Raw genomic sequence first — 26672 nt, forward strand, 5'->3', positions numbered from 1 at the left:
AATGAAGGCTTGATGCCGTTCAAACAGGGCACACGCGCCGTCGCGACGATGCGCAAAAGGGAGACGAAATATGGCAAATGCATTCAAGGACAAGCCGCTCGAAGGCAAGGTCGCTTTCATCGCAGGCGCGTCGAGCGGTATCAATCTGGGCATCGCGCAGCATTTTGCGCGCAATGGCGCCAGGGTGGCCATCGTCAGCCGCAGCGAGGAAAAGATCGCGGCGGCGGCGAAGACCATCACCGATGAAGGATATGAAGCCATCGGCATGGCGGCGGATGTGCGCGATTTCGCGGCCGTGGACGAGGCGCTGAAAACGGCGCATGACACGTTCGGCAAGATCGACATCGTGGTCTCCGGCGCGGCGGGCAATTTCGTGGCGCCCGCGCTCGGCATGTCGGCAAACGGGTTCCGCACCGTCGTCGATATCGACCTCATCGGCACCTTCCACGTGCTGCGCGCCTGCTTCCAGTATCTCAATCGTCCGGGGGCGTCGCTTATTTCCATCACCGCGCCGCAGGCGGTGAACCCCTCGCTCTATCAGGCGCATGTCTGCGCGGCCAAGGCGGGCATCAACATGCTGACCAAGTGCCTGGCGATGGAATGGGGCCCCGGCGGTGTGCGCGTCAACGCGATTTCGCCCGGCCCCGTCGCCGATACCGAAGGCATGGCGCGTCTCGCGCCCACGCCGGAGATGGAAGCGGGCGTGAAGGCGCGTCTGGCGCTGCGCGATTACGGCACCAAGACCGACATCGCCGATCTCGCGCTCTTCCTCTCCACCGACAATGCCAATTACATCACCGGCACCATCATGGATTGCGATGGCGGCACGGGGCTCGGCAATGCCGAAGGCGACGCGCTGGGCGACTTCAAATAAGCCGGGAAACGGCGCGATCATCAGACCAGGCGAGGGAGGAGCGTCATGGCCCGAAAGGCAGCAATCGGCATCGGGGAGTTCGAATGCCTGCTCTACGAGGTCGCCGGCAATGTGGCGACTATTACCATCAACCGGCCGGAGCGGCGCAATGCCTTGAACCGGCGCGCCTATGACGAGGTCGAAGCCGCCTTCCGCCACGCCTCGGCGGATATGGAGGTGCGCTGCGTCATCGTTACCGGCGCGGATCCCGCCTTCTGTTCCGGCGAGGACGTGAAGGAGATGATGACGGGCGAGCAGCATGAGGCGAGCGTCTCGCGCCTTACCTCCGTTTGCCCCGGACCGACGCCTGCCGCCGTCGCCGCGCTGGAATGCGAGACGCCGGTCATCGCGGCGGTGAACGGCGCCGCCGTCGGCTGGGGCATGGAGCTTTCGCTCTTTGCCGATATGCGCATCGCGTCGGAAAAGGCGAAGTTCGGCGAGATCTTCATCAAGCGCGGGCTGGTCAGCGATGTGGGCGGGCTGTGGCGCCTGCCGCATATCGTGGGCGCGGCCAAGGCGTCGGAACTGCTCTTCACCGGCGATGTGATCGACGGGACGGAAGCCGAGCGCATCGGCCTCGTTACGGAAGTCGTGCCGCATGAGGAGCTGATGCCGCGCGCCCGCGCACTGGCGGATCGTATCGCTGCCAATCCACCGCTTGCGCTGCGCCATATGAAGGAAGGGCTTCGCCGCACGACCTATGGCGAACTCGAAGAAATCGGCGGCTGGGTCAGCGGCACCCTTGGCAAGCTCTTCCAGACGGAGGATCATCGCGAAGGTGTGAAAAGCTTTCTCGAAAAGCGCGACCCCGTCTTCAAGGGACGATAGGGCCCTGCGCCGGGAAAGCGCGGACAGGCGGAGACCGCATGGCGCTTTTTTTCGATCAGGAATGGTTCGAGGCCCGTCTCGCCGAGGCGGGCCTCAACCGCGATACGGTGGCCGCGGCGTTGGGCCTGTCGGCGGAGCAGGTGGACGAGGTCTGGAAGGACCAGCGCGAGCTGACGGTGGAAGAGGTCACGGTGCTTGCCGCACTGCTGGGCCAGCCCGTCGAGGATGTGGTGAACCATGCCGGGATCGCCACGCCGCAGCCCGGCGCGGCGCGCCCGCTCGCCCCCGGGGCCGGGGGACGGCGTGTCGCTCATCAGCCGCCCGGCGAGGCGTCGGGCGCTGAGGCCGGCCATATCATCGACCGTCTCGATGCGCTGGATGCCCGCATGGCCGGTCTTGAAAGGGCGGTGGCGGAGCTGAGCGCCTTGTTGAAGTCCATGCGTGAGGAAGAAAAGTAATGCGCGACCTGCATCTCCCCGGCCGGTCCACCGTCCATGCGGTGAACGGGATCTGCGCCACCTCGCAGCCGCTGGCCGCCGAAGCGGCTATCGCCATTCTGCGCGCGGGCGGCAATGCGGTCGATGCCGCTATCGCGGCCAGCGCCGTTCTTTGCGTCGTGGAACCCTATAACACCGGGATCGGGGGCGATTGTTTCGCGCTGCTCTCCAAGGGCGGCAGCGGCGACATTATCGGTCTCAACGGTTCCGGCCGCGCGCCTAGGGCGCTGTCGCTTGAAAAGCTCCGGGCCGCCGGTGTCGAGGATATTTCCATCAACTCCGTTCACGCCGTCACCGTGCCGGGCGCAGTGGATGCCTGGGCGCGGCTTCTGGAAGATCACGGCACGATGGAGCTGGGCCGCGTGTTCGAGCCCGCCATCGCGCTTGCCGAGGACGGCTTTGCGGTTGCGCCGCGCATTGCGGTGGAGTGGCAGTTCCTGAAGGGCCATCTCGCGCATGATGCGGATGCGACCGCGCAATATATCTTCGGCGGCGAGGCGCCGGCCGCGGGCGACAAGGTGCGCCTGCCGGTGCTGGCGAAGACGCTTCGCCTCATCGGGGAGAAGGGCCGCGACGCCTTCTACGAGGGCGCGCTGGCGCAGGACATGGTCGCGAAGCTCAATGCGCTGGGCGGGTTTCACACGCTGGAGGATTTCGCCGCGACGGCCAGCGATTACGTGACGCCGATCCGTACCGCCTATCGGGGGCGCGAGATTTGCGAAATCCCGCCCAACGGGCAGGGCATCACCGCGCTCATCATGCTCAACATCCTCGCGCGCTGCGATGTCGGCGAGCTTGAACCGCATGGCGCGGCGCGTTTCCATTACGAGATGGAGGCGGCCCGGCTCGCCTATGACATGCGCGACCGCTATGTCGCCGATCCGACCATGCGCGACGTGCCGGTCGAGGGGATGCTGTCAGACAAGCTGGCCGACACGCTGGCCGCGCGGATCGATCCGGACCGTCGGCTCGACGACCTGGCCGATATTCGCGATCCGCTCAATCGCGACACGGTCTATCTCACCGTGGTGGACAAGGACCGCAATGCGGTTTCCTTCATCAACTCGCTCTTCTTCGGCTTCGGCTCGGGCATTCTCGCGCCCCAATCGGGCGTCATGTTCCAGAACCGCGGCTGCGGCTTCGTGATGAAGGAAGATCATCCCAATGGCGTGGAGGGCGGCAAGCGGCCGCTCCACACGATCATTCCCGGCATGATGGTCGAGAACGGCAGGGCCGTCATGCCTTTCGGCGTGATGGGCGGCGCCTATCAAGCGGTGGGCCACACCCATCTCGTCAGCAATGTTCTCGATTACGGGCTCGACATACAGGAGGCGCTGGACAGTCCGCGCGCCTTCCCGGGCGGCGGGGCGCTGGAGGTCGAACGCGGCCTTTCGACGGAGACGCGCGAAGGGCTGATCCTGCGCGGCCATGAAATTCGCGATGCCTTCCTGCCGCATGGCGGCGGGCAGGCCATCGTGATCGATCATGAGCGGGGTACGCTGATCGGCGGCTCCGACGCGCGCAAGGACGGCGCGGCGGTCGGCTATTGAGTTTTTTTCTTCGTCATTGCGAGGAGTATAGCGACGAAGCAATCCAGCCCTGAGATTGCGGTCTCCGGATTGCTTCGCTTGCGCTCGCAATGACGGCTGTTTTGGGTGTGTCGGTGGAACGCGACCCGACGCTCAGAGCTTCCGCTGGTACTGCCCGCTGAGGGCCTCGTCTTCCAGACGGTCGGGCAGGCTGTCGGCTTCCAGATAGGCGGAGGTCGCGCGCTGGCGCAGCACCGCCTTGCGGGCGGCATCGCGCGGCCAGGGCCAGTGCTGATCCACATATTGGGCGAGGAAGGGGGTGGCTGCGCCGCGGCGGCCCGCCTCGGGCCTGTCGCCGCTCGTGCCTCTCTGCGCGGCGCCGGGATCGAGCGGGGCGGGCGCAAGGCGTCGCGGTCCTTCCTGCCGCTGCCTTTCGGCGCGGGCGGGAAGGCGGGCTCCTGCTCCCGATATGCGGTCGATCTTCGTCATGCGTCTTTCGCCGATTGACACAGCGCATCCATCCGATGCGTGTGAATGATCCTTCAAGAGCAAGAAGCCGGCCAGTCAATTTGCGTCGAATTTGAGTGTTTCTTTGTCGATTTGTCCCATTCGTGAACAGATCGGGCGCGTTTGCGGCGCGCGGCTCGATGTCGTCCGCCCGATATCCCGTCTCCTTTTCAAAGTTTTAACCCGGCCTCCGCATAGTCGGGGTCATGCAGGAGTGGCAATGCCTTGCATCCGGAACGGGTGACGGGGCGGGAGTGGGTAACGTGGACTCTGAAGCGCAGAATGCGTATGGGCTCATTGATGAGGAAACGGCCGAGCGTCGCCGACAGGCGCTGCACGACGCCGTCGCCATCGTGGGCGATGTGTCTTATCGCTGGTCCATCCGCGAAGAGCGGATCGAGTGGGGCGCCGGTGTGGAAACCGTTCTGGGCGTGACCGCCTCCGACCGGCTTTCCGACCATAGCGAATTCGCCGCGCGCATTACCGTTCATGAAGGCCGTAGCCGCTTCGAGCGTATTCTCGGCGGCGGGCGCGACATGGGCGAGGGCGTTTCCTACGAACTCGAATATTGCCTGAAAGACGATTTCGGCGGCGAGCGCTGGGTCGAGGAGCGCGGCCGCTGGTTCGCCGATGCCGAAGGGCGTCCGGCGACGGCCATCGGCGTATTGCGCCCGATCGACGAGCGGCATCGCCGCGAGCAGCGCCTGTTGCAGCGTTCCACCTATGACGAACTGACCGGGCTTCTCAACCGCGTCAGCGTGAAGGAACGGCTCATAGAGGTGCTGAGCGACGCCAATGCGGGCCGCCTGAAAGGGGCGTTCATCCTGCTGGCGATCGACAATCTGGCGCTCATCAACGATGCGTTCGGCTTCGACGTCGCCGACGAGGTGATCGTCGGCGTGGGGCAGCGTCTGCGCGGCATGGCGCGGCGAAGCGATGCGCTGGGCCGGGCCGCGGGCAACAAGTTCGGTCTCGTGCTGACGTCATGCGACGAAGACCGTCTCGACAATATCTGCCAGCGTCTGCTTTCCAAGGTACGCGAAGAGGTGATCTCCACCACGCGCGGGCCGGTCGCGGCCACGATTTCGGCGGGGGCGATTGCGTTGCCCCGTAACGCGACCGATGCCGACAAGGCGATGGCGCGCGCGGAAGAGGCGCTGTTGGGCGCCAAGCAGATGCATCGCGACAGCTATGTCATCTACACCCCGTCCAGCGAGCGCGAAAAGGTCCGCCTGAAGAATATCAGCGTGGCGGACGACCTGCTGGCCGCGCTCAACGAGCGGCGCGTGATGCTTGCCTATCAGCCCATCGTGGACACGGCGGGCCAGCCTTTCATTCACGAATGCCTGATCCGCATGCGCGATTCCCGTGGCGAGATCGCCCCGGCGGGCGCCTTCGTGCCGGTGGCCGAAAAGCTCGGCCTGATCGGCTTTCTCGATTTCAGGGCCATGGAACTCGCCGTGGAGACGCTGCGCGACTATCCGCAGGCCCAGCTCTCGCTCAACGTGTCGGGCCGCACCATCGGCGACCGCTTGTGGCGCGAGACGCTGGAGGCGCAACTGCGCGCCCATCCCGGCATGGCCGAGCGCCTTATCATCGAAATCACGGAAACCGTGGCGATCCACGAAGTGCGGGACACGGCGGCGTTCGTCCGCGCCTTCCGCGAGATGGGATGCCGGATCGCCATCGACGATTTCGGCGCGGGCTATACCTCGTTCCGCAATCTCAAGACGCTCGATGTCGATATGGTGAAGATCGACGGCTCCTATGTGGAAGGCGTCGCGCAAAATACGGACAATCAGGTCTTCCTGCGCACGCTGGTGGAGCTGGCGCATAATTTCAACCTGCCCACCATCGCCGAATGGGTGGACAGCGAGGAAGACGCGGCCGTTCTGCGCAAGCTCGGCGTGGACTATTTCCAGGGCTTCATGTTCGGCCGTCCCGACACCGACCTTTACGGCGCGGGTATCGCCTCCGCGCCGACCGTACCGGCCGCGGGCGCCGAGGCGATCTAGACGTATCCCGGCTCAGCTCTGCGACGAGCCGCCCTCTCCGTCATCCTTGTTGCTGATTGCCGCGAGCTGGGCCTGCATGGCCGCGATCTGCTGCTTCAGCTCGTCGAGTTCCCTATTGCGGGCCTTGTCGTCCGGCGCGTCCTTGGTCGGGCCGCCGGCGGGTTTCGGCGTATCGCTCTCGCCGGTGGAGCCGGTTCCCTCGCCGCCGGGCCGGTTGCCCGGCGAGAAGGGGGTGAACATGCGCATGGCGCTGTCGAAGATTTCGATATTCTGCCGGATCTGATCCTCGATCTGCTCGAAGCGCTCGCGCCCGCCAAAGGCGTTCGCCATCCGGTCGCGGATCTTTTCCTGCTCCTTGGTGAAGCTGTTCATGCTCATTTCGAGATAGGAGGGCAGGAAGGTCTGCAGGCTGTCGCCGTAAAAGCGGATGACCTGCCGGAGGAAATTGATCGGCAGCAGGTTCTGTCCCTTGCCTTCCTCCTCGAAAATGATCTGCGCCAGCACCGAGCGCGTGATGTCGTCGCCCGTCTTGGCATCGCGAACGACGAATTCGCGCCCCTCCTTCACCATCTCGCAAAGATGGTCGAGCGTGACATAGCTGGACGTTGCGGTGTTGTAGAGACGACGGTTCGCGTATTTCTTGATTATGATGACGTCGTCATCCGTGGAAGCGGTCTTTTTCGCCACGGTTTTTACCACCTTGTTTCTACGAAGGCTTGAAACGCAGACACCGTTTTTCGGTCGGGCCCCTCCGGGCCGTCAGGCAAGCCTGCCGGTCCCGAACCTCCGTGATTGAACTCTCCTGGCCGTTATCCGGCTCTATTCACCAGTTTTCCGCGAGACGGGTCTTTCCGAAGGCAGCCTTTTTGCGAGCGGAAATCCGCCGCCGGGCGCACCTTCATATTTGGGACATGGCCGCATAGTCATATGCAGGCATGATGCCGATGCGGTCTCCCGTCTCCCCCAATCTTGTGTATTCTGACGCGGTAATGTTGCAATGCGCAAGTCCTGCATTGCATATGCGTAGGACGAAGATTGTTGCCGGGCTTGCTTTTTTGCCGTCCTCTGACGGGGTGGCAGGGTGAGCGGGAGAGCTTTGCCGGGCATCGTCAGTCCCCCCAACCGGACGCAAAAAGGCGGTCCGGCCCAAAAAACAGGGAGCTTCAAATGAGCAAATCCGGTACCGAAGTTGTCATCGCGGGGGCCGCGCGAACCCCTGTCGGGTCGTTTAACGGCGCGCTGTCCGCCCTTCCGGCCCATGAGCTGGGCCGGGTCGCCATCGAAGCGGCGCTGGAGCGCGCGGGCGTGGAGAAAGATCAGGTTTCCGAGGTCATCATGGGCCAGATCCTGCAGGCCGCGCAGGGCCAGAACCCGGCGCGCCAGGCCTCCATCAATGCCGGCCTGCCCTCGGAAGTGCCGGCCTGGGGCGTGAACCAGCTCTGCGGGTCGGGTCTGCGCTCGGTCGCGCTGGGCTGTCAGGCCATTCTCAATGGCGACAGCGAGATCGTCGTGTCCGGCGGTCAGGAAAGCATGAGCCAGGCCCCCCATGCCGCCTATCTGCGCTCCGGCGCGCGCATGGGCGATGTGAAGTTCATCGACACCATGATCAAGGACGGATTGTGGGACGCCTTCAACGGCTATCACATGGGCCAAACGGCGGAAAACGTCGCCAAGCAGTGGCAGATCACCCGCGAGGAGCAGGACGCTTTCGCCGTCGCCTCGCAGAACAAGGCCGAGGCCGCCCAGACCTCCGGTCGCTTCAAGGACGAGATCACGCCCGTCACCATCAAGACCCGCAAGGGCGAGACGGTGGTGGACAGCGACGAGTTCATCAAGCACGGCGTGACGATCGACGGCATTTCCGGTCTCAAGCCCGCCTTCCAGAAGGATGGCGGCACGGTGACCGCGGCCAATGCGTCGGGCATCAATGACGGCGCGGCCGCGCTCGTGCTGATGTCGGGCGAGCGGGCCGCCAGGGAAGGCAAGACGCCGCTTGCCCGGATCGTCTCCTGGGCGCAGGCGGGCGTCGATCCCTCCATCATGGGCACGGGCCCGATCCCGGCCTCGCGCGCGGCGCTGAAAAAGGCGGGCTGGTCGGTCGACGATCTCGATCTCGTCGAAGCCAATGAAGCCTTCGCCGCCCAGGCGCTCGCCGTGAACAAGGATCTTGGCTGGGATACCTCCATGGTCAACGTCAATGGCGGCGCCATCGCCATCGGCCATCCCATCGGTGCCTCGGGCGGACGCATTCTCGTCACGCTGCTGCATGAAATGCAGAAGCGCGACGCCAAGAAGGGCCTTGCCACGCTGTGCATCGGCGGCGGCATGGGCATCGCGCTCTGCGTCGAGCGGGATTGATACAGCGCAAGGACAACCGGGCGGCACCCCGCGAGGATGCCGCCCGGGTCTCGTGACTTCAATAGAAACGAATTCGGAAGGAAGGGCGCACGGATGACACGTGTAGCAGTTGTGACCGGCGGAACGCGCGGTATCGGCCATGCCATTTCGGTGGAACTGAAGAATGCGGGCTTCGACGTCGCCGCGACCTATGCCGGCAATGACGAGGCGGCGAAGAAGTTCACCGACGAGACCGGCATCAAGACCTATAAATGGGATGTCGGCGATTACGACGCCTGCGTCGAGGGCCTCAAGAAGGTGGAAGCCGATCACGGCCCCATCGACACGGTGGTCAACAATGCGGGCATCACGCGCGATGCGATGCTGCACAAGCTGACGCCGCAGATGTGGCGCGAAGTGATGAGCGCCGATCTCGACAGCATGTTCAACATGTGCCAGCCGCTGATCTCCGGCATGCGGGATCGCGGCTTCGGGCGCATCGTCAACATCTCGTCGATCAACGGCCAGAAGGGTCAGATGGGCCAGACCAACTACTCCGCCGCCAAGGCGGGCGTGATCGGCTTCACCAAGGCGCTGGCGCAGGAAGTCGCGCGCAAGGGTGTCACGGTGAACTGCATCGCGCCGGGCTATGTCGATACCGACATGGTCGCCGCCGTGCCGGAAAAGGTGCTGGAAGGCATCGTCGCCTCGATCCCCGTCGGCCGTCTCGGCAAGGCGGAGGAAATCGCGCATTGCGTGAAGTTCCTGGTCGCGGAGGATGCGGGCTTCGTTACCGGCGCGACGATTACCGCGAACGGCGCGCAGTATATCGCGGGCTGATCTACTCAGCGTCATTGCGAGCGATAGCGAAGCAATCCAGAGGCGTCGGGTGCCGGACTGGATTGCTTCGGCATTTCATGCCTCGCAATGACGTTTTCTTGTTGGCTCCATAAATCCATACTCACCCTGAGGAGCGGCGGAGCCGCGTCTCGAAGGGCGAGGTCCGGGCGTTGCGCCATCCTTCGAGACGGCCCTGACGGGCCTCCTCAGGATGAGGCAGTCAGGAAGCCATTCGGAGGTTCACCCCTTCTCCATCTTCGCTTTCTCCGCCTGTTGGCGATCATATTCCTTGTCGCGGCCCGGTGTCGGCATGGCCGGATAGACCCAGTTGTCGCGCGGGCCGATATCGACATGGACGAAGGGGCGCTTCGTCGGATAGAAGCCCGCGCCGCCGCGTTTCAGCTTCAGCGCCACGCGATAGATCTCTTCCGGGTCGAGGAAGTTCTGCGTGATGTCCACGGCCATGCCGCGCATATGGAAGCTGCCGGGGTCGACGCCGTCGGAATTTGCCAGCAGCCATTCGTTCGTTTGCGGCGAGCGGTAGCCGGACATGGTGTAGATCGGGTTTTTCGAGCGCGTGTGCCGGTCGATCTCCCAGAGAAGGTCGAGCAGGCCGGGATGAATTTCATGCGTCGTTTCGGCGCGCAGGTCGCGCATGAAGTGCCGCATCCGTTCCAGCGCATGCGGCAGATATTCGCCGTCGGCCCAATAGGTCATGTCGAGCTTTTCGCCCGAATTGAGGCTCTGCAGCTTCAGCTGTTTCTTGTAGGGCGTTTCGGCGCGAAGGATCGTGGGCGCGGCAAGGGAACACGCCGCGCCGAGGCCGAGCGTGCCCATGCCGCGCAAGGCGTCGCGTCGGTTCGGCCGTAGCAGTTTCGCACCCGGTTTTTTCATGCCCATGCCGAAAGCCTATTGCACCGATTTGACGGGCTCAAGAAGGTCGTCCGCTCTAGCATGTTGCGCGGCGGGCAAGCCTGCCGCTTGTGCATGTTGCGCCCCGCGCAATTCCGGCACGGGCTTTGCCGCCACGGCGACGGGCGCGATCAGCGCGTCGGGCGCGCTCGCCGCCAGTTGGCGCGCACCCGGCGCGGGCGCGAGCTGGACGAAGCGATAGCCCCGCTTGCGCAGATCCTCGATGATGCCGGGCAGCGCGGCGGCAGTGTGCGGCTTGGTGTCGTGCAGGATGAGGACGCCGCGCCCCACCGAGGCGATATTGCGGACCGCGCGGCGGCGGACCTGCCGGGCGCCGATGCGCTTCCAGTCGTCGGCGCCGAACTCGCAGGACAGCGTGGCGATGTTGCGCGCGCCGAGCCAGGCCATCAGATGCTTGCTGTCATTGAGGCCGGGAAAGCGGAAAAAGGGCGCGAGCCGTTGCCGGTCCGCGGGCGGCGCGGCGGCGAGCGCCTTTTCGACGGCGGCAAACCCGCGCCGGATCTGGCGGCGCGCGGCGGCGGTGGAGAGGCGGCGCAGATTGTTCGGATGCGACCATGTGTGGGTACCGATGGTGTGACCGCGCGCGGCGATCTCGCGCACGATCTCCGGATGGCGCTCCGCGTAGTAGCCCACCAGAAAGAAGGTCGCCTTGATGCAGTTCGCATCGAGAATATCGAGCACGCGGCGCGTCGTATGCGGGTCCGGCCCGTCGTCGAAGGTGAGCGCCACCTCCTTCATCGCGAGCGGCACCATGCGGCGATATTGCAGCGTGCCATAGGCGGGCCCGCCCCTGGTGGCGATCTCGGCCGTGCGGTCCGGCTGTCGGCAGGCGTCGGCCTGCGCCCCGCCCGCGAGACTTGCGGACAGGCCGACGACTAGTGCCAGCAGGGTGACGATGCGCCCCGGTTTCATGGATGCCCCCCGACATGCCAAGCGTGATCCCGTGACCTTACGGTCGCTTGCGTATGACATCCATCGAATGCGGCGGAATTTTCCGACGGAATGCCCCGCCTGCCGCGTTTTGTGAATCGGCTGTTTCCGCGAAGCCACGGCCTGGGGCATATAGCTCGGGGCCGGTACTTGCCAGAGCGGAAATTTTGCTATTAATAATTATTATTATTTCTGAGACATGTCGGGGGTTTAGTGAGTTCCTGGGACAAGGCGCGCTGGCGCAAATTATGGCTGGATGTCCATCTCTGGATAGGCGTCGGGCTGGCCTTGCTTGTCATTCCGCTTTCGGTGACCGGCGCGGCGCTGGTCTGGCATGACGGCGTCGACGAGATGCTCAACCCCGAACGCTACCGCGTCACCGGGGTGGCGGCGGCGCAGCCTGCCTCCGCTTATGTGGCGGCGGCGGAAAACGCGCTTGCCGAAGGCGCGCAGGCCGCGCGTGTCGCCATGCCGGAAGAGGCGGGCGCGCCGGTGACGGTCCGCGCCATGCGCGCGGTGCCCGGTTCGCAGAGGCCGAATTTCTATACGGTCTATCTCGACCCGCCGACGGCCCGGGTTCTCGACGTGGCGGATTTCCGGGGCTCCTTCGTGGGCGTCATGCATATGCTGCATGGCTCTTTCATGGTGCCGGGTATCGGACGCCGGATCGTGGGCTGGGTGGGCGTCGCCATGTTCGTCTCCTGCCTGACGGGGATCTGGCTCTGGTGGCCGCGCAACAACAGGTTTCTCAAGGCGCTGAAATGGCGTCGTGTCCCGACGACGATGGGCAATCTTCACTATACGCTCGGCTTCTGGATCGCGGTGCCGCTCGCCATGCTGAGTTTCACCGGCGCCTATATCTCCTTCCCGCAGACGGCGACCGCGGTCTACGGCATTTTCGCCGGTACGCCACCGGAGAACGACGGCCGAAGGCAGGGACCGCCCCGCCGCCGTTTCGAACTGCCCGTGCGGGGCACGGCGATGACGGTGGATCAGGCCGCCGATGCGGCCAGAGCCGCGCTGCCCGGCGCGGAAATCGTCACGATGAGCATGGCGGCGGGTACGCCGCCCGTCTGGCAGATCGAGATGATCGCGGATGGCGAGCGCCGGCGTGTCGGTGTTGCCGACGCAGACGGTGTGGCGACCGTTCAGCGCGTGCCGGAAAGCGGCCGGGCCGCGGCGGCGCGCAATGCGGATGGCGCCCGTTCGTTCGCCATGACCATGCGCCGCTGGCATGACGGGCGGGGCATGGGGCTCGTCTGGCAGATCGTGATTTTCGCGGGCGGCATCATTCCGGCCATTCTGGGCGTGACGGGTATCGTCATGTGGTGGCGCCGCCGGGCCAATCGCAAGGCGCTGGCGCGTCGTCTCGCCGCGGCGGAGTGAAGGCGCGGCCCTTTTCGCTCAGGGCTCCGCCCAGCGGCGCACCAGATTGTGATAGAGCCCGGTGAGGTCGATCACCGACTGGTGCTTCTGGCCGAGTTCGCCGGCAAGGCGCTGGATCGTGTTGTCGAGCTGGAAAAGCTCCGCGCGCTGCTCGTTGTCGCGGATCATGCTCTGCATCCAGAAGAAGGACGAGACGCGCGCCCCGCGCGTGACCGGTTCCACGCGATGCAGGCTCGTCGAGGGGTAGAGCACCATATCGCCCGCGGGCAGTTTCGCGCTGTGGGCGCCATAGGTGTCTTCCACGATCAGTTCGCCGCCCTCATATTCCTCCGGCTCGCTCAGGAATACCGTCATGGAAAGGTCGGTGCGGATGCGCTTGCCGGTCGAGCGGACCATGCGGATCGAATTGTCGATGTGGTTGCCGAAGCGATCACCGCCCGCATAGCGGTTGAAAAGCGGCGGGAATATCTCGGCGGGCAGCGCGGCGGAGAGGAAGAGCGGGTTGAGGTGCAGCTTTTCGAGAAGCGCCCGGCCGAGCTGTTGGGCGGCATCGCCGTCCTCGGGAAGCTGCGAATTCTTCTTGGCCTGTCTGGACTGTTCGCCGGCCGTTACGCCGCCATCGACCCATTCGGCCTTGTCCATCAGCTCACGGAATTTTTTAACCTCTTCCTTGCTGAGGAGCTGGGGGATGACGACCATCATGGCTTTCGTCCTTTGTCTGTATCGTAACGGGAAACGCCCCGCCCTTTATAGGGGCGGGGCGCTTTTGCTCCAAGGGTCCGGGTTAGAAAGGACCGTTTGTCGCAATCGTCAGAACTTGAAGTCCGCCGTCAGGATGGCCCGGCGTCCATTGCCCAGCGTTGCCATATGCGTGGCGTAGACGCGCTCGAAATAGGTGCGGTCCAGCAGGTTCTCGACATTGAGCCGGAAGGTCACATTGTCGTTGAAGGCATATGAGGCCATCGCGTCGAAGCGCCAGTAAGGCGAAATCGACTTGGTGTTTGCGTCATTGCCATACTGGCGATCCACGAAATAGGCGCCGCCGCCGATCTGCACCTGGGGCAGCACGTCATAGGTGCTCCAGAGGCTGAAGGCGTTTTCGGGCGTCTGCGGGAACCTGTTGCCCTCATCCGTGCTGGCAGGGCCGGCGTCGATGATTTCGCTGTCGAGGTAGGAGTAGCCGGCAATCACGTTCCAGCGGGGGGTGATGGCTCCCTGGATGCCAAGCTCGTAACCCTGAATGCGAATCTCGCCGATCGTATCCTCCGGCGCGCCGCGGCCGGGCGCGGTCGCGACCTTGGCGTTCTCCGTTTCCGTGCGGAACACGGCCGCGGTCACGAAGAGATTGTCGAGCACATTCCATTTGGTGCCCAGCTCATAGGAGTAGCTGCGCTCCGGCTCGAGGGTGCTGTTGGAGCCGCCGAGCGAGTTCCCGCCGCTGCCCACATCGGTACCCGAAGGGGTCGAGGTGGACGCGAAGTTCGCATAGAAGGTGCCGGCCGGGACCGGGTTGTAGACGACGCCCGCCTGGTAGTTCAGGAAGCTTTCGTCGTTCTGGTAGGAGGTGCCACGGCTCTGCGCCTTCGAGTGGTAGCTGTCGAAGCGCAGCCCCAGGTTCAGCGCCCATTGCGCGTTGAACCGCATCGTGTCGAGCACATAGGCCGAATAGGTCGTGGCCTGCGCTTCGGAGGGGTTGCCGGATTTGGTGACGGACCCGTTCCAGGGATCGCCCGGATTGGGGTTGAAGAGGTCGGTACAATTGTAGTTGGTGCTGGGCCCCGTCGTCGGACAGCTCGTCTGGTTGCCGGGGGTCAGCGGGTCGGTATCGGTATCGACGGAATAGTTCTCGTTGGTCGTCCGCTCGAAGCTGAACTCGATACCGGCGGAGTAGGTGTGCTTGATGAAGGAGGTGTCGAACTCGCCGGACAGATCCGTCTGGTTGATGACGGATTTGGTGATCGAGTCGCGGCTCTTGACGCCGCGATAGACGCGGCCGTTCACGACATTGCCCTTGCTGTCGTCCGGGTTGGTGACGATGTAGTCGTTGCCGGTACGGCTTACCGTCGTCACGTTGCGGATCGACATGGTGTCGGAGAAATCGTGCACCAGTTCCAGCGTACCGATATCGGTATGGACCTTCTGGAAGTCGCGGCTGGTGAGACCGTAGAAATTGTCACGGTCGACCGAGACGGGCGTACCCGTGGTGGTGTCGAGCGGCAGGCCGTAATCGGGCATGTCGTCCGTCTGCAGGTGATAATAGCTCAGCGTCGCCCGCGTATCGGAATGGAGGCCGAACGTCACCGAGGGAGCGAAGCCCCAGCGGCTCTCGTCCACTTCGTCGCGGCCCGGCACGTCCGCGTCGTGCCACATCGCATTGAGGCGCACCGCGATCTGGTCGTCGATCACCTGGTTCACATCCGCGGTCAGGCGCTTGTAATTGTCGGTGCCGATGCCCGCCGTTCCGGCAATGAAGTTCTTGCCCTTCGGCGTCTTGGTGACGAGGTTGATCGCGCCGCCGGCGGAACCGCGGCCCGAATAGGCGCTGTCGGCGCCCTTGGTCACTTCGATCTGCTCGATGTCGAAGATTTCGCGCTGCTGCGAGCCCGTGTCGCGCACGCCGTTGATGAAGATGTTGGTGTCGGCGCTGGAGCCGCGAATGACGGGACGGTCGCCGAAGGGCTGTCCGCCTTCGCCCATGGCCATGGTGATGCCCGGCACGGTGCGCAGCGCTTCTTCGAGCGAGGTGGCGCCGGTGTCTTTCAGGACTTCCTCGTTCACGATGGTGACCGATTTCGGAAGTTCCTTGATGGGCGCGGTATATTTGGGCGAGGCGGCCACGGGCGCGCTATAGCCCTCGTTCAACTGGTCGCCCTCCACGACGATGGGCGCGGTGACGGTTTCGTCCTGCTGCTGGGCGGCGGCGTCTTGCGCATAGGCGGGGCCGGACAGGCCGTAGAGAGCGGCGGCCACGCTGGCGGAGGCGAGGAGGAATGTGGAAGTGGACGTCGAGGAGACGTGAGGATTTTTCGGCACTGAATGCCCCCCTTGAATTTCGCATCGGGAATGAAAATGCGAGGCATTCTTAGGTGCGGCGCGCGCCGGCAACAAGTCGGTTTTGATACCATCTTGAGAATCGTTTGCAATAAATAGCGGGTGTTGCGGCGTGGCCACATATTCCGCGCGGGCGGATCAGCGCGGAACCCAGTCTTCCGGCGCCATTTCGAAAGCGGCGAAATCGAAGCCGGGGGCGACGGTGCAGCCGACCAGCGTCCACAGGCCCACGGGCTCCGCCGCCTGCCAGTAATTGCGCGGCACGATGATCTGCGGGCGCTCTCCGGCGGCGAGGTTCTGTCCCAGCAGGTGGATTTCCGCCGGGCCTTCCTCGGCGGCGATGCCGAGCTGCAGCGGCCCGCCCGCATACCAGTGCCAGGTTTCCGCAGCGTCCTTCACCCGGTGCCAGTGCGAGCGCTCGCCCTCGCGCAGCAGATAGTAGATCGCGGTCGAATGACCCCGCTCGATCTCCGCCGTCGCGTCGCGGAAGGTCTCGACGAAATGCCCGCCTTCCGGATGCGGCTGCATGTTGAGCATCTCGATGATTTCTTCGGGGCTCATATCGGTCACGGGCGGATCCTTTGTCTCTTCAGAAATTGTCCTTGCGGCGGCGGGTCTCGGCGAAGACGTCCACATCGCTTGCGCCGTCGAGGCCAATGGCGTGGCGCAGTTTCGCATCGCCCGCCCGCAGAAAGGGATTGGTCGCCTTTTCAAGGCCGATGGTGGTCGGCACGGTCCATTCGCCTTTGGCGCGTTTTGCGTCGATCTCTTTCGCGCGGGCGGCGAGCGCTTCGTTTTCGGGATCGATCGTCAGCGCGAAGCGGGCATTGGCCTGCGTATATTCATGCGCGCAATAGACGGTTGTGTCGTCGGGCAACGCCATGAGTTTGGAGAGCGAGGTCCACATCTGTTCGGGCGTACCCTCGAAAAGCCGCCCGCAGCCGAGCGCGAACAGCGTGTCGCCCACAAAGGCCACGCCGTCCTCTGCGAAGTAATAGGCGATGTGGCCCGCCGTGTGTCCCGGCACGTCGAAGACGCGGGCGCGCGCCTCGCCCAGCTCCACCATGTCGCCGTCGCCGACGGCGCGGTCGAGGCCGGGGATTTTCGCCGCCTCGCCTTTCGGGCCGATAACGATGCAGCCGGTCTTTGCCTTCAGTTCCTCGTTCCCGCCCGCATGGTCGTAATGGTGATGCGTGTTGAGGATATGGGTGAGCGTCCAGCCCTTTTCCGCCAGTGCCTTTTCGATGGCCTTGGCGTCGGGCGTGTCGATGGCCGCCGTCGCGCCCGATTTGGGCTCATGGACCAGATAGCCGTAATTGTCGCTCAGGCAGGGAAATTGATGGATATGAAGGCTCATCGTTCCGGTTCCGGTGCTGGAGGGCGTGTGACGAGACCCTAAAGCCCTTGGGGCGGCGATTGAACCCCTCCCGAGTTTGAGGGAAAGAAACCTTAACCGATGAAGCCGTCTATCCTTCGAGACGGGCCTTGCGGCCCTCCTCAGGATGAGGCCTAACTAACACGCCACCTCATGCTGAGGAGCGGCGAAGCCGCGTCTCGAAGCATCCTCGCAATGACGATTCCAACGGGACTCAAAAGGCCATAGGCTTCGCCCATGCATATGGATGTCATCGATCTCCGGGATTTCTACGGCCGTCCGCTGGGCGCGGTGGCGCGGACGCTGATTACGCGCCGCATCGGCGAAATCTGGCCGGATGTGCGCGGGCTCAACGTGGCCGGGCTCGGTTTCGCCACGCCTTACCTGTCGCCCTTTCAGGGGCAGGCGCAGCGCGTCATCGGGTTGATGCCCGCCCAGCAGGGCGTACTCGCCTGGCCGCCCAACGGGAAATATCTCACCTGCCTGGTGGACGAGACCGAAATTCCGCTGCCCGACGAGAGCATGGACCGTATCCTGCTGGTGCACGGGCTGGAAGGCAGCGAGGCGGTACGCTCCATGATGCGCCAGATCTGGCGCGTGCTGGCGCCGGGCGGTCGGCTTCTCGTCGTGGCGCCCAACCGGCGGGGCCTGTGGTCGCGCCGCGAGGGCACGCCCTTCGGCATCGGCCAGCCCTTTTCGCGTTCCCAGCTCACCCAGCTCATGCGCGAGAACATGTTCTCGCCCACGCGCTGGGAGACGGCGCTTTACGTGCCGCCCGTTCAGTGGCGGCCCTTCCTGCAATCGGCCGGTGTCTGGGAGCAGGTCGGCCATACGCTCTGGACGCGGTTTTCCGGCGTCATCATGGTGGAGGCCGGCAAGCAGATCTATGCCGCGACGCCGCAGCCCAAGCGCCGTCTCGCCCGGCGCATGCGCGCCTTGTCGCCCGCGCCCGTGCCGCAGGGCATGCAGAGCCGGAGCCGGGGCGATGAAGAATAGGGCCGTTATTGTCTAAAAGCGCCATTGCGAGGCGCGCAAGCGACGAAGCAATCCAGTTCTGCGCCTGCCGCCCTGGATTGCCGCGCGCCCTGACGGGCGCTCGCAATGACGTTGGGAGGCCGGGCCTCAGCCCTTCCGCGACATCATGAAGACGGCTTCGCTCGCGGTCAGGTTGTCGAGCGGGCCGGGCTTGCCGATCCGCTTCGCCCGCGTGCCGTTCACGGCCAGCGCATCGTCGATATGCAGGTCGAGCGTGTCGCACAGCTCGGTGAAGTCGCGCAGCGTGCACAGATGAATGTTGGGCGTGTCGTACCAGTGAAAGCCGAGCGAGGGCGTTTCGGGCATACGGCCCTGCAGCAGAAGTTTCAGCCGGACGCGCCAATGGCCGAAATTGGGGAAGGACACGATGATGTGCTGCCCGATACGGGACAGTTCCTGCAGCACGACGCTGGGATTATGCGTCGCCTGAATGGTCTGGCTCAGGATCACATAGTCGAAGGCGTCTTGCGGGTAGTCGCGCAGATCGGTGTCGGCGTCGCCCTGGATGACCGACAGCCCGCGCGTCACGCTGGCGTTCACGCCTTCCTGGCTCAGTTCCATGCCGCGCCCGTCCACGCCGCGCTCCTTGACCAGGCGCGCCAGCAGTTCGCCGTCGCCGCAGCCGACATCGAGGACGCGGCTGCCGGGCGCGATTTTCTCGGCGATGAAATCGAAGTCGGTCCGCGGCGTGCGGGGCAGGGGCCGCACGCCCGTCAGGCTGGTGGGGCTCATGTCGTCAGGCCCCGCCTTTGCGCCGCCGATTCCAGGAAGCCGGACAGCGTGTCGAGCATTTCCGGCTCGTCCAGCAGGAAGGCGTCATGCCCCTTGTCGGTGTCGATCTCGACGAAGCTCACATTGGCGGCCACCGCGTTCAGCGCATGGACGACCTGCTTGCTGTCGGAGGTCGGGAACAGCCAGTCGCTGGTGAAGCTCATCACGCAGAAGCGGGTCGAAGTGCCCCGGAAGGCGTTGGCGAGGATGCCGCCATGGTCCTGGGCGAGGTCGAAATAGTCCATCGCCCGGGTGATGTAGAGATAGGAATTGGCGTCGAAGCGATCCACGAAGGTCGAGCCCTGATAGCGCAGATAGGATTCGATCTGGAAATCGGCGTCGAACCCGTAGGAGACCTCGTCGCGGTCCTGCAGGTTGCGGCCGAATTTCCGGTGCAGCGCCGTTTCCGACAGATAGGTGATATGGGCGGCCATGCGCGCCACCGCGAGCCCCTTGGCGGGGTTCGTGCCGTGTTCCAGATAGCTGCCATGGCGCCATTCGGGATCGGCCATGATCGCCTGGCGGCCGACCTCGTGAAAGGCGATGTTCTGGGCGGAATGGCGCGCCGCGGTCGCAATCGGGATCGCGGAAAAGACGCGGCCGGGATAGGCCGCGCACCATTGCAGCACCTGCATGCCGCCCATGGAGCCGCCGATGGCGCAGAAAATGTCGTCGATGCCCAGCCGGTCGAGCAGCATGGCCTGGGCGCGCACCATGTCGGCGATGGTGACGCCGGGGAAGGAAAGGCCGTAGGGTTTGCCGGTTTCCTGGTTGATGTCGCGCGGGCCGGTCGTGCCCATGCAGCCGCCGATGACGTTGGGGCAGATCACGAAATAGCGGTCGGTGTCGATGGGGCGGCCCGGGCCGACCATGTTGGACCACCAGCCGGGCTTGCCGGTGACCGGATGCGGGCTCGCCGCGAACTGATCGCCCGTCAGCGCATGGCAGACCAGCACCACATTCGACTTGTCGGCGTTGAGCCGGCCATAGGTCTGGAAGGAGATCGTGAAGGGCGACAACTCGACCTCGCTGTCGAGCCTCAGCGGCTCGTCGGCGCCAAAGGTCTCGGTGCAGCTCTTCGCGTTGACGCGCTCTCCCGCCTCGGCGGCGGCTTCCGCTATTTCCGGCTTTTCGGTGGTAATCATCGCGTGAGCGGCGGTCCTGCGGCGCTTTTTGAGGTCGTTTCGCGTTATTTCCGGCCCGCGGACGGCCTCATATGTCGCCCCGGGCAGGCAGCATAGCTAGGGTGGGACCCCTTGAAATGTCAATGTTTTCTTTGATTTTGGGCATATCCGCCCTTATGAATACCGCTCCTGCGGCAGGGGCCGGGCAGCGGCTTTGCGCCCCTTTTTCCGTGCGTGAGACACAAGATGACGAGCGAGACACAAAGCCCCGTCAAACAGGCCGGGACAGGCGATGAGAGCGCGCCCGCCCTGGCCGATGTGAGGCGTGAGATAGATGCGATCGACGATGCGATCCACGATCTGCTGATGAAGCGGACCGAGCTGGTCGTCGATGTCGCCAATGCCAAGGCGCGCGATGCCAGCGCGGCGGGGGAGGGGAGCTTCATTGCCTTCCGCCCGGGCCGCGAGGCGGAGGTGCTGCGCCGTCTCGCCGGCCGCCATGAAGGGCGGCTGCCGCTTCGCGTCGTCTTCCGGCTCTGGCGCGAGATCATTTCCGCCATGACCCGCATTCAGGGCCCCTTCCGGGTGGAGGTCTATGGCGGCGCGGATACCGATGCGCTCGCCTATTGGGACCTTGCCCGCAATTATTACGGCTCCATCACCGAGATGACGCTGCATGACAGCATGCGCGATCTCACCCGCCGCGTGTCGCAGGACCGCTCCGCCATCGGCATCCTGCCCCGGCCGGGCCATTATCCCGGCGGCGACTGGTGGACGGCGCTGGCCGGGCGCGGCGTGCCGCTTCGCGTGGTGACGCAGCTTCCCTTCGCCCGTATCGACGGCGCGGAGGGCGAGGTCGGCGCGCTTGTGGTGGCGCAGGCGGAGTTCGAGCCCACCGGCGACGATACCAGCCTGATCGCCATTTCCGCGCGCGGCAGCGTCAGCGAGGCGAAGCTCGCCCAGCTTGTCAAGCAGGCCGGGATCGAGGCGGAGCGGCTCAGCGTCGCCGTCACGCAGGACGGGGAGCCGCGTCATCTGAGCCTTTATGCCGTGCCGGGCTATCTCGAAGCCGGCGATGCGCGCCTTGCCGCGCTGATCGAAGATCCCGTCGACGACGTCTATGTGCTGGGCGGGTTCGCCAATCCCGTGCAGCGCGACGCGGATACGGACTGAGCCTCATGACGAAACCGACACCGCAATCCGGCATTGAAAGGATCGAGCCCTATGTGGGCGGCCGCGCCAAGGCCGATCCGGGCGTGCGCGTCTTCAAGCTGTCGGCCAATGAAACGCCGCTGGGGCCGAGCCCGGCCGCGCGCGAGGCCTATGTCGCCGCCGCGCAGGATCTCGAACATTATCCGGAAGGCTCCGCGGCGCCCCTGCGCGAGGCGATTGCAAAGCGTTTCGGCCTGGCCGCCGACCGCATCGTCTGCGGCGCGGGGTCCGACGAACTTCTGCATCTTCTCGCCCAGTGCTATGTCGGCGAGGGCGACGAGACGATTGCGAGCGAGCACGGTTTCCTCGTCTATCCCATCGTGACCAAGGCGGCGGGCGGCACCTGCATTCAGGTGCCGGAGAAGGATCTGCGGACCGATGTCGATGCGGTGCTTGCCGCGGTGACGGACAGGACGCGGATCGTCTTCATCGCCAATCCCAACAATCCGACCGGCACCTATCTGCCCTCGGACGAGATGAAGCGGCTTCACGCAGGCCTGCGTCACGACATCCTGCTCGTCATCGACGCGGCCTATGCCGAATATGTGACCCGCAACGATTACGAGGCCGGGATCGAGCTTGTCGCGACGAACGAGAACGTCGTGATGACGCGGACCTTCTCCAAGATCTACGGGCTGGCCGCCGCGCGCCTCGGCTGGCTTTACGGCCCGGCCCATGTCTGCGAAACGCTGAACCGCGTGCGCGGTCCCTTCAACGTCTCCACGCCCGCCATGATGGCCGGCGTCGCGGCGATGGAAGATATCGCCCATGTGGAAAAGGCCCGCGCGCATAACGACGAATGGCTTCAATGGCTCACGGAGCGGATTTCGGCGCTGGGCCTTGAGGTGACGCCGAGCGCGGCGAACTTCCTGCTCGTCCGCTTTCCGAATGAACCCGGCAAGACGGCGGCGGAGGCGGATGCCTTCCTGATGAAGCGCGGTCTCATCCTGCGCGCCGTCTCGTCTTACGGGCTGCCCGATTGCCTGCGCCTGAGTGTCGGCACGGAAGAAGCGAACCGGCTGGTGGTGGACGCGCTCGCCGACTTCATGAAGGGCGGTGCGTCATGAGCGAACCGCTTTTCGAGCGTATCGCGCTGATCGGCCTCGGCCTTATCGGCGGTTCCATCGGCCATGCGGTGAAGCGCGGCAATCTCGCAAAACACATTGCGGGTTATGCGCGGTCGGAAGAAACCCGCAAGCGTGCGCATGAAATCGGCTTCATCGACAGTGCGCATGAGACGGCGGCGGACGCGGTGAAGGATGCCGACCTCGTCATCCTCTGCGTGCCCGTCGGCGCGCTCGGGCCGGTGGCCGCGGAAATCGAAAAGGCGCTGAAGCCCGGAGCGATCCTCACCGATGTCGGCTCGGTGAAGATGGCCGTCATCCGCGATGTCGGCCCGCATGTGCCCGAAGGCGTGCATTTCATTCCCGGCCATCCCATCGCCGGTACGGAGCAGTCCGGGCCTGAGGCGGGCTTTGCGGAACTCTTCGACAATCGCTGGTGCATTCTCACACCGGTGCCCGGCACGGATCGTCAGGCGACGGAAAAGCTCACCGCCTTCTGGGAAGGCTGCGGTTCGACCGTCGATGCGATGGAACCGCGCCATCACGACATGGTGCTCGCCATCGTCAGCCATCTACCGCATATCATCGCCTACAACATCGTCGGAACGGCGAACGATCTGGAAACGGTGACGGAATCGGAAGTCATCAAATATTCCGCCTCCGGTTTCCGCGACTTCACGCGTCTCGCGGCGTCCGACCCGACCATGTGGCGCGATGTCTGCCTCAACAACCGCGAACCGATCCTCGAAATGCTGGCGCGGTTTTCCGAAGATTTGTCGGCGCTGCAGCGCGCGATCCGCTGGGGCGACGGCGATGCGCTTTTCAACCTCTTCACGCGCACCCGCGATATCCGCCGCTCGATCATCGAAGCCGGTCAGGAAACCCCCGCCCCCAATTTCGGCCGCACGCCCGACAAGACGGGCAAGAAGGACTGAGGCCTCTTCATTCGTCATTGCGAGCGCCCGGCAGGGCGCGCGGCAATCCAGAAGCGGCAGGCTCGGCGCTGGATTGCTTCGTCGCTATCGCTCCTCGCAATGACGGGGAGCGAGCCTCAATAAACCGGATCGAGCCGCGCCACGGGCACGGGGCCGAGATAGAGCTTGCCTTCGCTCATCACCACAGGCACGCGCACCCGGCCGGATTTATTGCCCTGGAACTGCGAGATGAGGCCGAGGCCCGCCAGTGCCATCTTCTCGTTCTTCCGCGGAATGCGGCCCGCCTTCACCAGCGCCGAAACGAGGCCTTCATAGTCGGCGATCTCCGCCTCGAGGCGTCCCGCCGGACGGCCCTTCTCGTCCAGCGTCACTTCGCCCGAGGCCTTCATGTCGAGCGGCCCCCATTTCACTTTCAGGTCGGAGACGGCCAGCGTGCCGCCCGCCGCCATCCAGTCGCGCGAGAATTCCACCGGGCTTGCCGCATGGGTGACGGGCACGTTGCGCATCCGCGCCTGCAGGATGACGAACCCGGCCTTGTTGCCGAGCGCGGGCGGCGTCAGGCGGGCGGGCAGCAGCATGTCCTCGCCCTGGAATGCGAGGTCGATGGCGGTCGCCGCTTTCGGTGTGCCGGGCAGGATCGGGGCCGCGCCGCCTTCGAGCGTCAGCGGGGCGGGCCGCGCGTGAAGTTGCAGCCGCTGCGCCCGCATCGTCCCGCCGCCGTCTTCGCGGGTTGCGTCGAGCTTCTTCACGTCGATGGCCAGCCGTCCGAAGGGTGCGCCCTCCTGCGCCACATAGCTTGCCCATGCGGTATGCGTTTCGATGCGCCAGTGGCGGCGCGGCGCGTCCTGTTGCGTCACATCGCGAAAGCTCAGGCGCTGTTCGCCTTCCACGTCGAAAATCGCATGGCTGAAATCGTAAGGCAGGACGCTTGCCGAGAATTCCTCCGCCTGCCAGCGCCATTGTTCGGGCGTGCGGGGCGCGGCGATCTCGGGGCCGGTGAAGCTCGCCGTGAAGCGATAGGGGAAGCCATAGACGCCCAGCTCTTTCCACCCCGCCTCGATGCGCCCGTCATCCAGCGACGCGGTTTCGACGCGGTTGCGGATCTCGCCCGCGACGATCCACCAATAGGCGGTGTAGGCGGCCACCAGCACGCCCAGCACGATGGTCGGGGTCAGGACGCCCCATCGGATGTTTCTCCGGCGCGGCGGAGGGGAAGCTTTTGCGTTCTCTGTCATGACGATATGGTGTGCGCCCCAAGGCAGGGCGGCAAGTAATGAATGATTTCTGGGTATTTGGCTATGGCTCGCTGATGTGGCGACCGGGTTTCGCGTTCGAGCACCGGGAGCCCGCCCGTCTTCACGGCTATCATCGCGCCTTCTGCGTCTATAGTCACGTTCATCGCGGCACGCCGGAGCGGCCCGGCCTGGTTTTCGGGCTGGATGCGGGCGGCTCCTGCAAGGGCATGGCCTTCCGCATCGCGCCCGATCGGGTGGACGAGGTGCGCGACTATCTCCGCGCGCGCGAGCAGGTCACCATGGTCTATCGCGAAGAGGTGAAGCGTGTGCGCCTGCTTCACAGCGGCGGCGAGGCGCAGGCGCTTTGCTATCTGGTGGACCGGTCCCACGGGCAATATGCGGGCGCGCTCTCCTTCGAGGACCAGGTGCGTCTCATCGCGGAGGGAGAAGGCCAGTCCGGCCGCAATCCGGACTATCTTCACGGCATGGTGCAGCATCTCGACGAGATGGGCACGCATGACGAGGGCCTTACGAGGCTTTGGCGCGCCGTGAAGGAACGGCTCCCTCGATCCGGCTGACGCCGGTAAAGCGCGCAAGATCCGCCAGCGCGTCCTGCGTCGCGGCGATGCGCGTCTTCGTCATCTTCACACCGTTTTCCGGCCAGAAGCCTTTCACCTCCAGCCGGTCCTCCTCGCGATGGACCTTCAGGTCGGCGCGGCCGATGAAGCGGTCGCCCTCCATCAGCGGCAGCACGTAGTAGCCGTATTTGCGTTTCTTTTCCGGCACGAAAATTTCGATGGTGTAGTCGAAACCGAAAAGCCGCTGGGCGCGCCTGCGCTCGCGAATGGCCGGGTCGAAGGGCGAGAGGAAGCGCAGGCCCTCATGCGGGGAGGGTAGCTTTGCGATCCGTTCCTCGATGTCGGCGGGCGCGAAGGCATGGCGATGGCTGCCGTCGGCGCCCGTCACCGCGACTTCCACGATCTCCCCGCGCCTGGCCGCGCGTTTCGCCCAGTCTTTCGCCTCGGCGATTTCGATGAGATCGAGGAACTTTGCCAACTCGGTCGGCGTCGCAAAGCCCAGCCGGTCAAGCGCCGTCTCGCAGGCCCAGTCCACCGTCTGCCGTCTCGTCGGGCGGCGTTTACGCAGCTCGTCCGGGATCACGCGCTCGGCAAGGTCGTAGACCTTCTCGAAGCCGTCGCGCCGCGCGATGGCGAGTTCGCCCGCGCGCCAGAGAAATTCCAGCGCCGTCTTGGACGGGCCCCAACCCCACCAGCCGCCTGCGCCCTTGTCGTCGAAATGGCGCGTGCTCACCTCGCCGTCCTTGCGGATGCGGGCGCGCACCTTGCGGATCGTCTTTTGCGGGTCCTCGCCGATGCGCTTTTGCCAGTTGGGATGCTTCAGCCGTTCCTTCGCCTTTTTGAAGCGGTGGTGCCAGTGCGGATAGAACTCCATCGGCAGCAGCGAGGCGTCATGCGTCCAGTGCTCGAAGATGTCGCGGCGGTCCTGATGCAGTTCGTCGAGCCAGCCGCGTTCGTAAGCCGGCGCGCGGGAAAACAGGATCATGTGGTGCGCGCGTTCCACCGCATTGACGCTGTCGATCTGCACGAAGCCGATCCGCCGGATGAGCGACGACAGATCGTCCGGCGATTGGCAGCCGACGGGCGCGCTCAGCGCGTGGCGGTCGAGGAAGAGACGCCGTGCCGTCTCATTGTCGAGAGTGAGAGCGGTCATGCGTCAGCGCGGCTCGAACACATATTCGAGCTTCAGCCCGTCCGGATCGGCGAAGAAGACGGCGTAATAGCCCGGTCCGTATTCCGGATAGTCCGCCGGCGGATCGAGGATGTCGGCCTCGATCCTTTTCAGAAGGTCGTAAAGCCGGTCCACGTCTTCGCGGCTTTCCGCGTTCCAGGCCATGTGGTGCAGCCCCGGCGCATAGCGGTTGTGCTTCTGCGCGCGGCCTTCCGCGCTCGCATTGAAGATGCCGATGGTCGGCAGCAGGTCGGGCGTGCCGGTGTGTTCCCAGTCGATCCCGTGCTCGTCTTCCTGCCAGCGGCGATAACCCATGAAGCTCAGCACCGCGTCGTAAAACGGCGCGGAGCGGGCGACATCCGTGACGGTGAGATCGACATGGTGAATGAGCCCGCGCGAGGTCATG

General features: G+C 64.8%; 26 protein-coding genes. 13 read left to right on the plus strand and 13 right to left on the minus strand.

The genetic code is table 11. From position 1 onward, the window contains the following. The first annotated feature begins 70 nt into the window (after positions 1–70). From FHS78_RS08395 to FHS78_RS08410, 4 genes are read left to right on the plus strand one after another with little or no spacing between them, the layout of a single operon-like run. On the plus strand, positions 71–874 hold the full coding sequence (locus FHS78_RS08395; protein ID WP_167093128.1) for an SDR family oxidoreductase: 804 nt from the start codon (positions 71–73) through the stop codon (positions 872–874). Between the two features lie 45 nt (positions 875–919). Continuing rightward, positions 920–1741, plus strand: a complete 822-nt coding sequence (locus FHS78_RS08400) for an enoyl-CoA hydratase/isomerase family protein (protein WP_167093130.1) — start codon at positions 920–922, stop codon at positions 1739–1741. A 38-nt stretch (positions 1742–1779) separates the two neighbouring features. Next, positions 1780–2199, plus strand: coding sequence for a hypothetical protein (locus FHS78_RS08405; RefSeq protein ID WP_167093131.1), 420 nt, complete (start codon positions 1780–1782; stop codon positions 2197–2199). After that, positions 2199–3788, plus strand: coding sequence for a gamma-glutamyltransferase family protein (locus FHS78_RS08410; protein ID WP_167093133.1), 1590 nt, complete (start codon positions 2199–2201; stop codon positions 3786–3788). The genes FHS78_RS08405 and FHS78_RS08410 overlap by 1 nt, the downstream gene beginning before the upstream one ends. A gap of 132 nt (positions 3789–3920) precedes the next feature. Here FHS78_RS08410 and FHS78_RS08415 read toward each other — a convergent pair whose 3' ends face one another. After that, entirely contained in the window at positions 3921–4256 is a 336-nt protein-coding gene (locus FHS78_RS08415) for a hypothetical protein (protein WP_167093135.1), read from the minus strand. Positions 4257–4537: 281 nt separating this feature from the next. Between FHS78_RS08415 and FHS78_RS08420 the strand changes: the two genes are divergently transcribed. Then, positions 4538–6289 carry an EAL domain-containing protein gene (locus tag FHS78_RS08420; protein WP_167093137.1) on the plus strand — a complete coding sequence of 584 codons (1752 nt, stop codon included), beginning with the start codon at positions 4538–4540 and terminating at the stop codon, positions 6287–6289. 12 nt (positions 6290–6301) lie between these two features. Here the strand turns inward: FHS78_RS08420 and phaR are convergent, their stop codons facing one another. Further along, positions 6302–6976 carry a polyhydroxyalkanoate synthesis repressor PhaR gene (gene phaR / locus FHS78_RS08425; RefSeq protein WP_167093139.1) on the minus strand — a complete coding sequence of 225 codons (675 nt, stop codon included), beginning with the start codon at positions 6974–6976 and terminating at the stop codon, positions 6302–6304. A 480-nt stretch (positions 6977–7456) separates the two neighbouring features. On the opposite strand from phaR, the gene FHS78_RS08430 reads away from it, so the two are divergent. Together FHS78_RS08430 and phbB are read left to right on the plus strand one after the other, a co-directional pair. After that, a complete protein-coding gene (locus FHS78_RS08430; protein WP_167093141.1) occupies positions 7457–8647 on the plus strand; it encodes an acetyl-CoA C-acetyltransferase in 1191 nt (396 codons plus the stop codon). Positions 8648–8740: 93 nt separating this feature from the next. Beyond that, the gene (phbB, locus tag FHS78_RS08435) at positions 8741–9466 is read left to right on the plus strand and encodes an acetoacetyl-CoA reductase (protein ID WP_167093143.1); all 726 of its coding nucleotides are present in this window, start codon (positions 8741–8743) and stop codon (positions 9464–9466) included. Positions 9467–9706: 240 nt separating this feature from the next. On the opposite strand, the gene FHS78_RS08440 is transcribed toward phbB, so the two are convergent. Both FHS78_RS08440 and FHS78_RS08445 read right to left on the minus strand, forming a co-directional pair. Next, positions 9707–10366, minus strand: coding sequence for a YcbK family protein (locus tag FHS78_RS08440; RefSeq protein WP_167093145.1), 660 nt, complete (start codon positions 10364–10366; stop codon positions 9707–9709). A gap of 9 nt (positions 10367–10375) precedes the next feature. Further along, positions 10376–11311, minus strand: coding sequence for a polysaccharide deacetylase family protein (locus FHS78_RS08445; RefSeq protein ID WP_167093147.1), 936 nt, complete (start codon positions 11309–11311; stop codon positions 10376–10378). A gap of 231 nt (positions 11312–11542) precedes the next feature. On the opposite strand from FHS78_RS08445, the gene FHS78_RS08450 reads away from it, so the two are divergent. Next, the gene (locus FHS78_RS08450) at positions 11543–12715 is read left to right on the plus strand and encodes a PepSY domain-containing protein (RefSeq protein WP_167093149.1); all 1173 of its coding nucleotides are present in this window, start codon (positions 11543–11545) and stop codon (positions 12713–12715) included. 18 nt (positions 12716–12733) lie between these two features. Here FHS78_RS08450 and FHS78_RS08455 read toward each other — a convergent pair whose 3' ends face one another. From FHS78_RS08455 to gloB, 4 genes are all read right to left on the minus strand, one after another. Beyond that, a complete protein-coding gene (locus FHS78_RS08455; protein ID WP_167093151.1) occupies positions 12734–13417 on the minus strand; it encodes a Fe2+-dependent dioxygenase in 684 nt (227 codons plus the stop codon). A 108-nt stretch (positions 13418–13525) separates the two neighbouring features. Beyond that, the gene (locus FHS78_RS08460) at positions 13526–15748 is read right to left on the minus strand and encodes a TonB-dependent siderophore receptor (protein WP_167093153.1); all 2223 of its coding nucleotides are present in this window, start codon (positions 15746–15748) and stop codon (positions 13526–13528) included. A gap of 156 nt (positions 15749–15904) precedes the next feature. Beyond that, complete coding sequence (locus FHS78_RS08465) at positions 15905–16327, minus strand: cupin domain-containing protein (protein WP_167093247.1); 423 nt, start codon at positions 16325–16327, stop codon at positions 15905–15907. Between the two features lie 28 nt (positions 16328–16355). Continuing rightward, the gene (gene gloB / locus FHS78_RS08470) at positions 16356–17123 is read right to left on the minus strand and encodes a hydroxyacylglutathione hydrolase (RefSeq protein WP_167093155.1); all 768 of its coding nucleotides are present in this window, start codon (positions 17121–17123) and stop codon (positions 16356–16358) included. A gap of 255 nt (positions 17124–17378) precedes the next feature. Here gloB and FHS78_RS08475 point away from each other — a divergent pair, with 255 nt between their 5' ends. Further along, complete coding sequence (locus tag FHS78_RS08475; RefSeq protein WP_167093157.1) at positions 17379–18137, plus strand: class I SAM-dependent methyltransferase; 759 nt, start codon at positions 17379–17381, stop codon at positions 18135–18137. A gap of 126 nt (positions 18138–18263) precedes the next feature. Here the strand turns inward: FHS78_RS08475 and metW are convergent, their stop codons facing one another. Together metW and metX are read right to left on the minus strand one after the other, a co-directional pair. Continuing rightward, the gene (gene metW, locus FHS78_RS08480) at positions 18264–18908 is read right to left on the minus strand and encodes a methionine biosynthesis protein MetW (RefSeq protein ID WP_167093159.1); all 645 of its coding nucleotides are present in this window, start codon (positions 18906–18908) and stop codon (positions 18264–18266) included. Next, on the minus strand, positions 18905–20092 hold the full coding sequence (gene metX, locus FHS78_RS08485) for a homoserine O-acetyltransferase MetX (RefSeq protein WP_167093161.1): 1188 nt from the start codon (positions 20090–20092) through the stop codon (positions 18905–18907). The genes metW and metX overlap by 4 nt, the downstream gene beginning before the upstream one ends. 225 nt (positions 20093–20317) lie before the next feature. Between metX and FHS78_RS08490 the strand changes: the two genes are divergently transcribed. Genes FHS78_RS08490 through FHS78_RS08500 form a run of 3 tightly spaced genes read left to right on the plus strand, consistent with a single transcriptional unit; the run spans position 20318 to position 23282 of the window. Next, positions 20318–21244: a chorismate mutase gene (locus FHS78_RS08490; RefSeq protein WP_167093163.1), complete on the plus strand. Its 927-nt coding sequence runs from the start codon at positions 20318–20320 to the stop codon at positions 21242–21244. Between the two features lie 5 nt (positions 21245–21249). After that, a complete protein-coding gene (hisC, locus tag FHS78_RS08495) occupies positions 21250–22350 on the plus strand; it encodes a histidinol-phosphate transaminase (RefSeq protein ID WP_167093165.1) in 1101 nt (366 codons plus the stop codon). Continuing rightward, positions 22347–23282 (plus strand): prephenate/arogenate dehydrogenase family protein, encoded by a 936-nt coding sequence (locus tag FHS78_RS08500; RefSeq protein WP_167093167.1) that lies wholly within the window; start codon positions 22347–22349, stop codon positions 23280–23282. The genes hisC and FHS78_RS08500 overlap by 4 nt, the downstream gene beginning before the upstream one ends. 116 nt (positions 23283–23398) lie before the next feature. Here FHS78_RS08500 and FHS78_RS08505 read toward each other — a convergent pair whose 3' ends face one another. Continuing rightward, on the minus strand, positions 23399–24517 hold the full coding sequence (locus tag FHS78_RS08505) for a DUF2125 domain-containing protein (RefSeq protein WP_167093169.1): 1119 nt from the start codon (positions 24515–24517) through the stop codon (positions 23399–23401). A 38-nt stretch (positions 24518–24555) separates the two neighbouring features. On the opposite strand from FHS78_RS08505, the gene FHS78_RS08510 reads away from it, so the two are divergent. After that, complete coding sequence (locus FHS78_RS08510; RefSeq protein ID WP_167093171.1) at positions 24556–25095, plus strand: gamma-glutamylcyclotransferase; 540 nt, start codon at positions 24556–24558, stop codon at positions 25093–25095. On the opposite strand, the gene FHS78_RS08515 is transcribed toward FHS78_RS08510, so the two are convergent. Next, entirely contained in the window at positions 25046–26248 is a 1203-nt protein-coding gene (locus tag FHS78_RS08515) for a winged helix-turn-helix domain-containing protein (RefSeq protein WP_167093173.1), read from the minus strand. The genes FHS78_RS08510 and FHS78_RS08515 overlap by 50 nt on opposite strands. Before the next feature lie 3 nt (positions 26249–26251). Further along, positions 26252–26671 carry a VOC family protein gene (locus FHS78_RS08520; RefSeq protein ID WP_167093175.1) on the minus strand — a complete coding sequence of 140 codons (420 nt, stop codon included), beginning with the start codon at positions 26669–26671 and terminating at the stop codon, positions 26252–26254. Position 26672 lies beyond the last annotated feature (1 nt).

It is taken from the genome of Parvibaculum indicum (assembly GCF_011762095.1).
In the GTDB taxonomy this organism is placed as follows: Bacteria; Pseudomonadota; Alphaproteobacteria; order Parvibaculales; family Parvibaculaceae; genus Parvibaculum; species Parvibaculum indicum.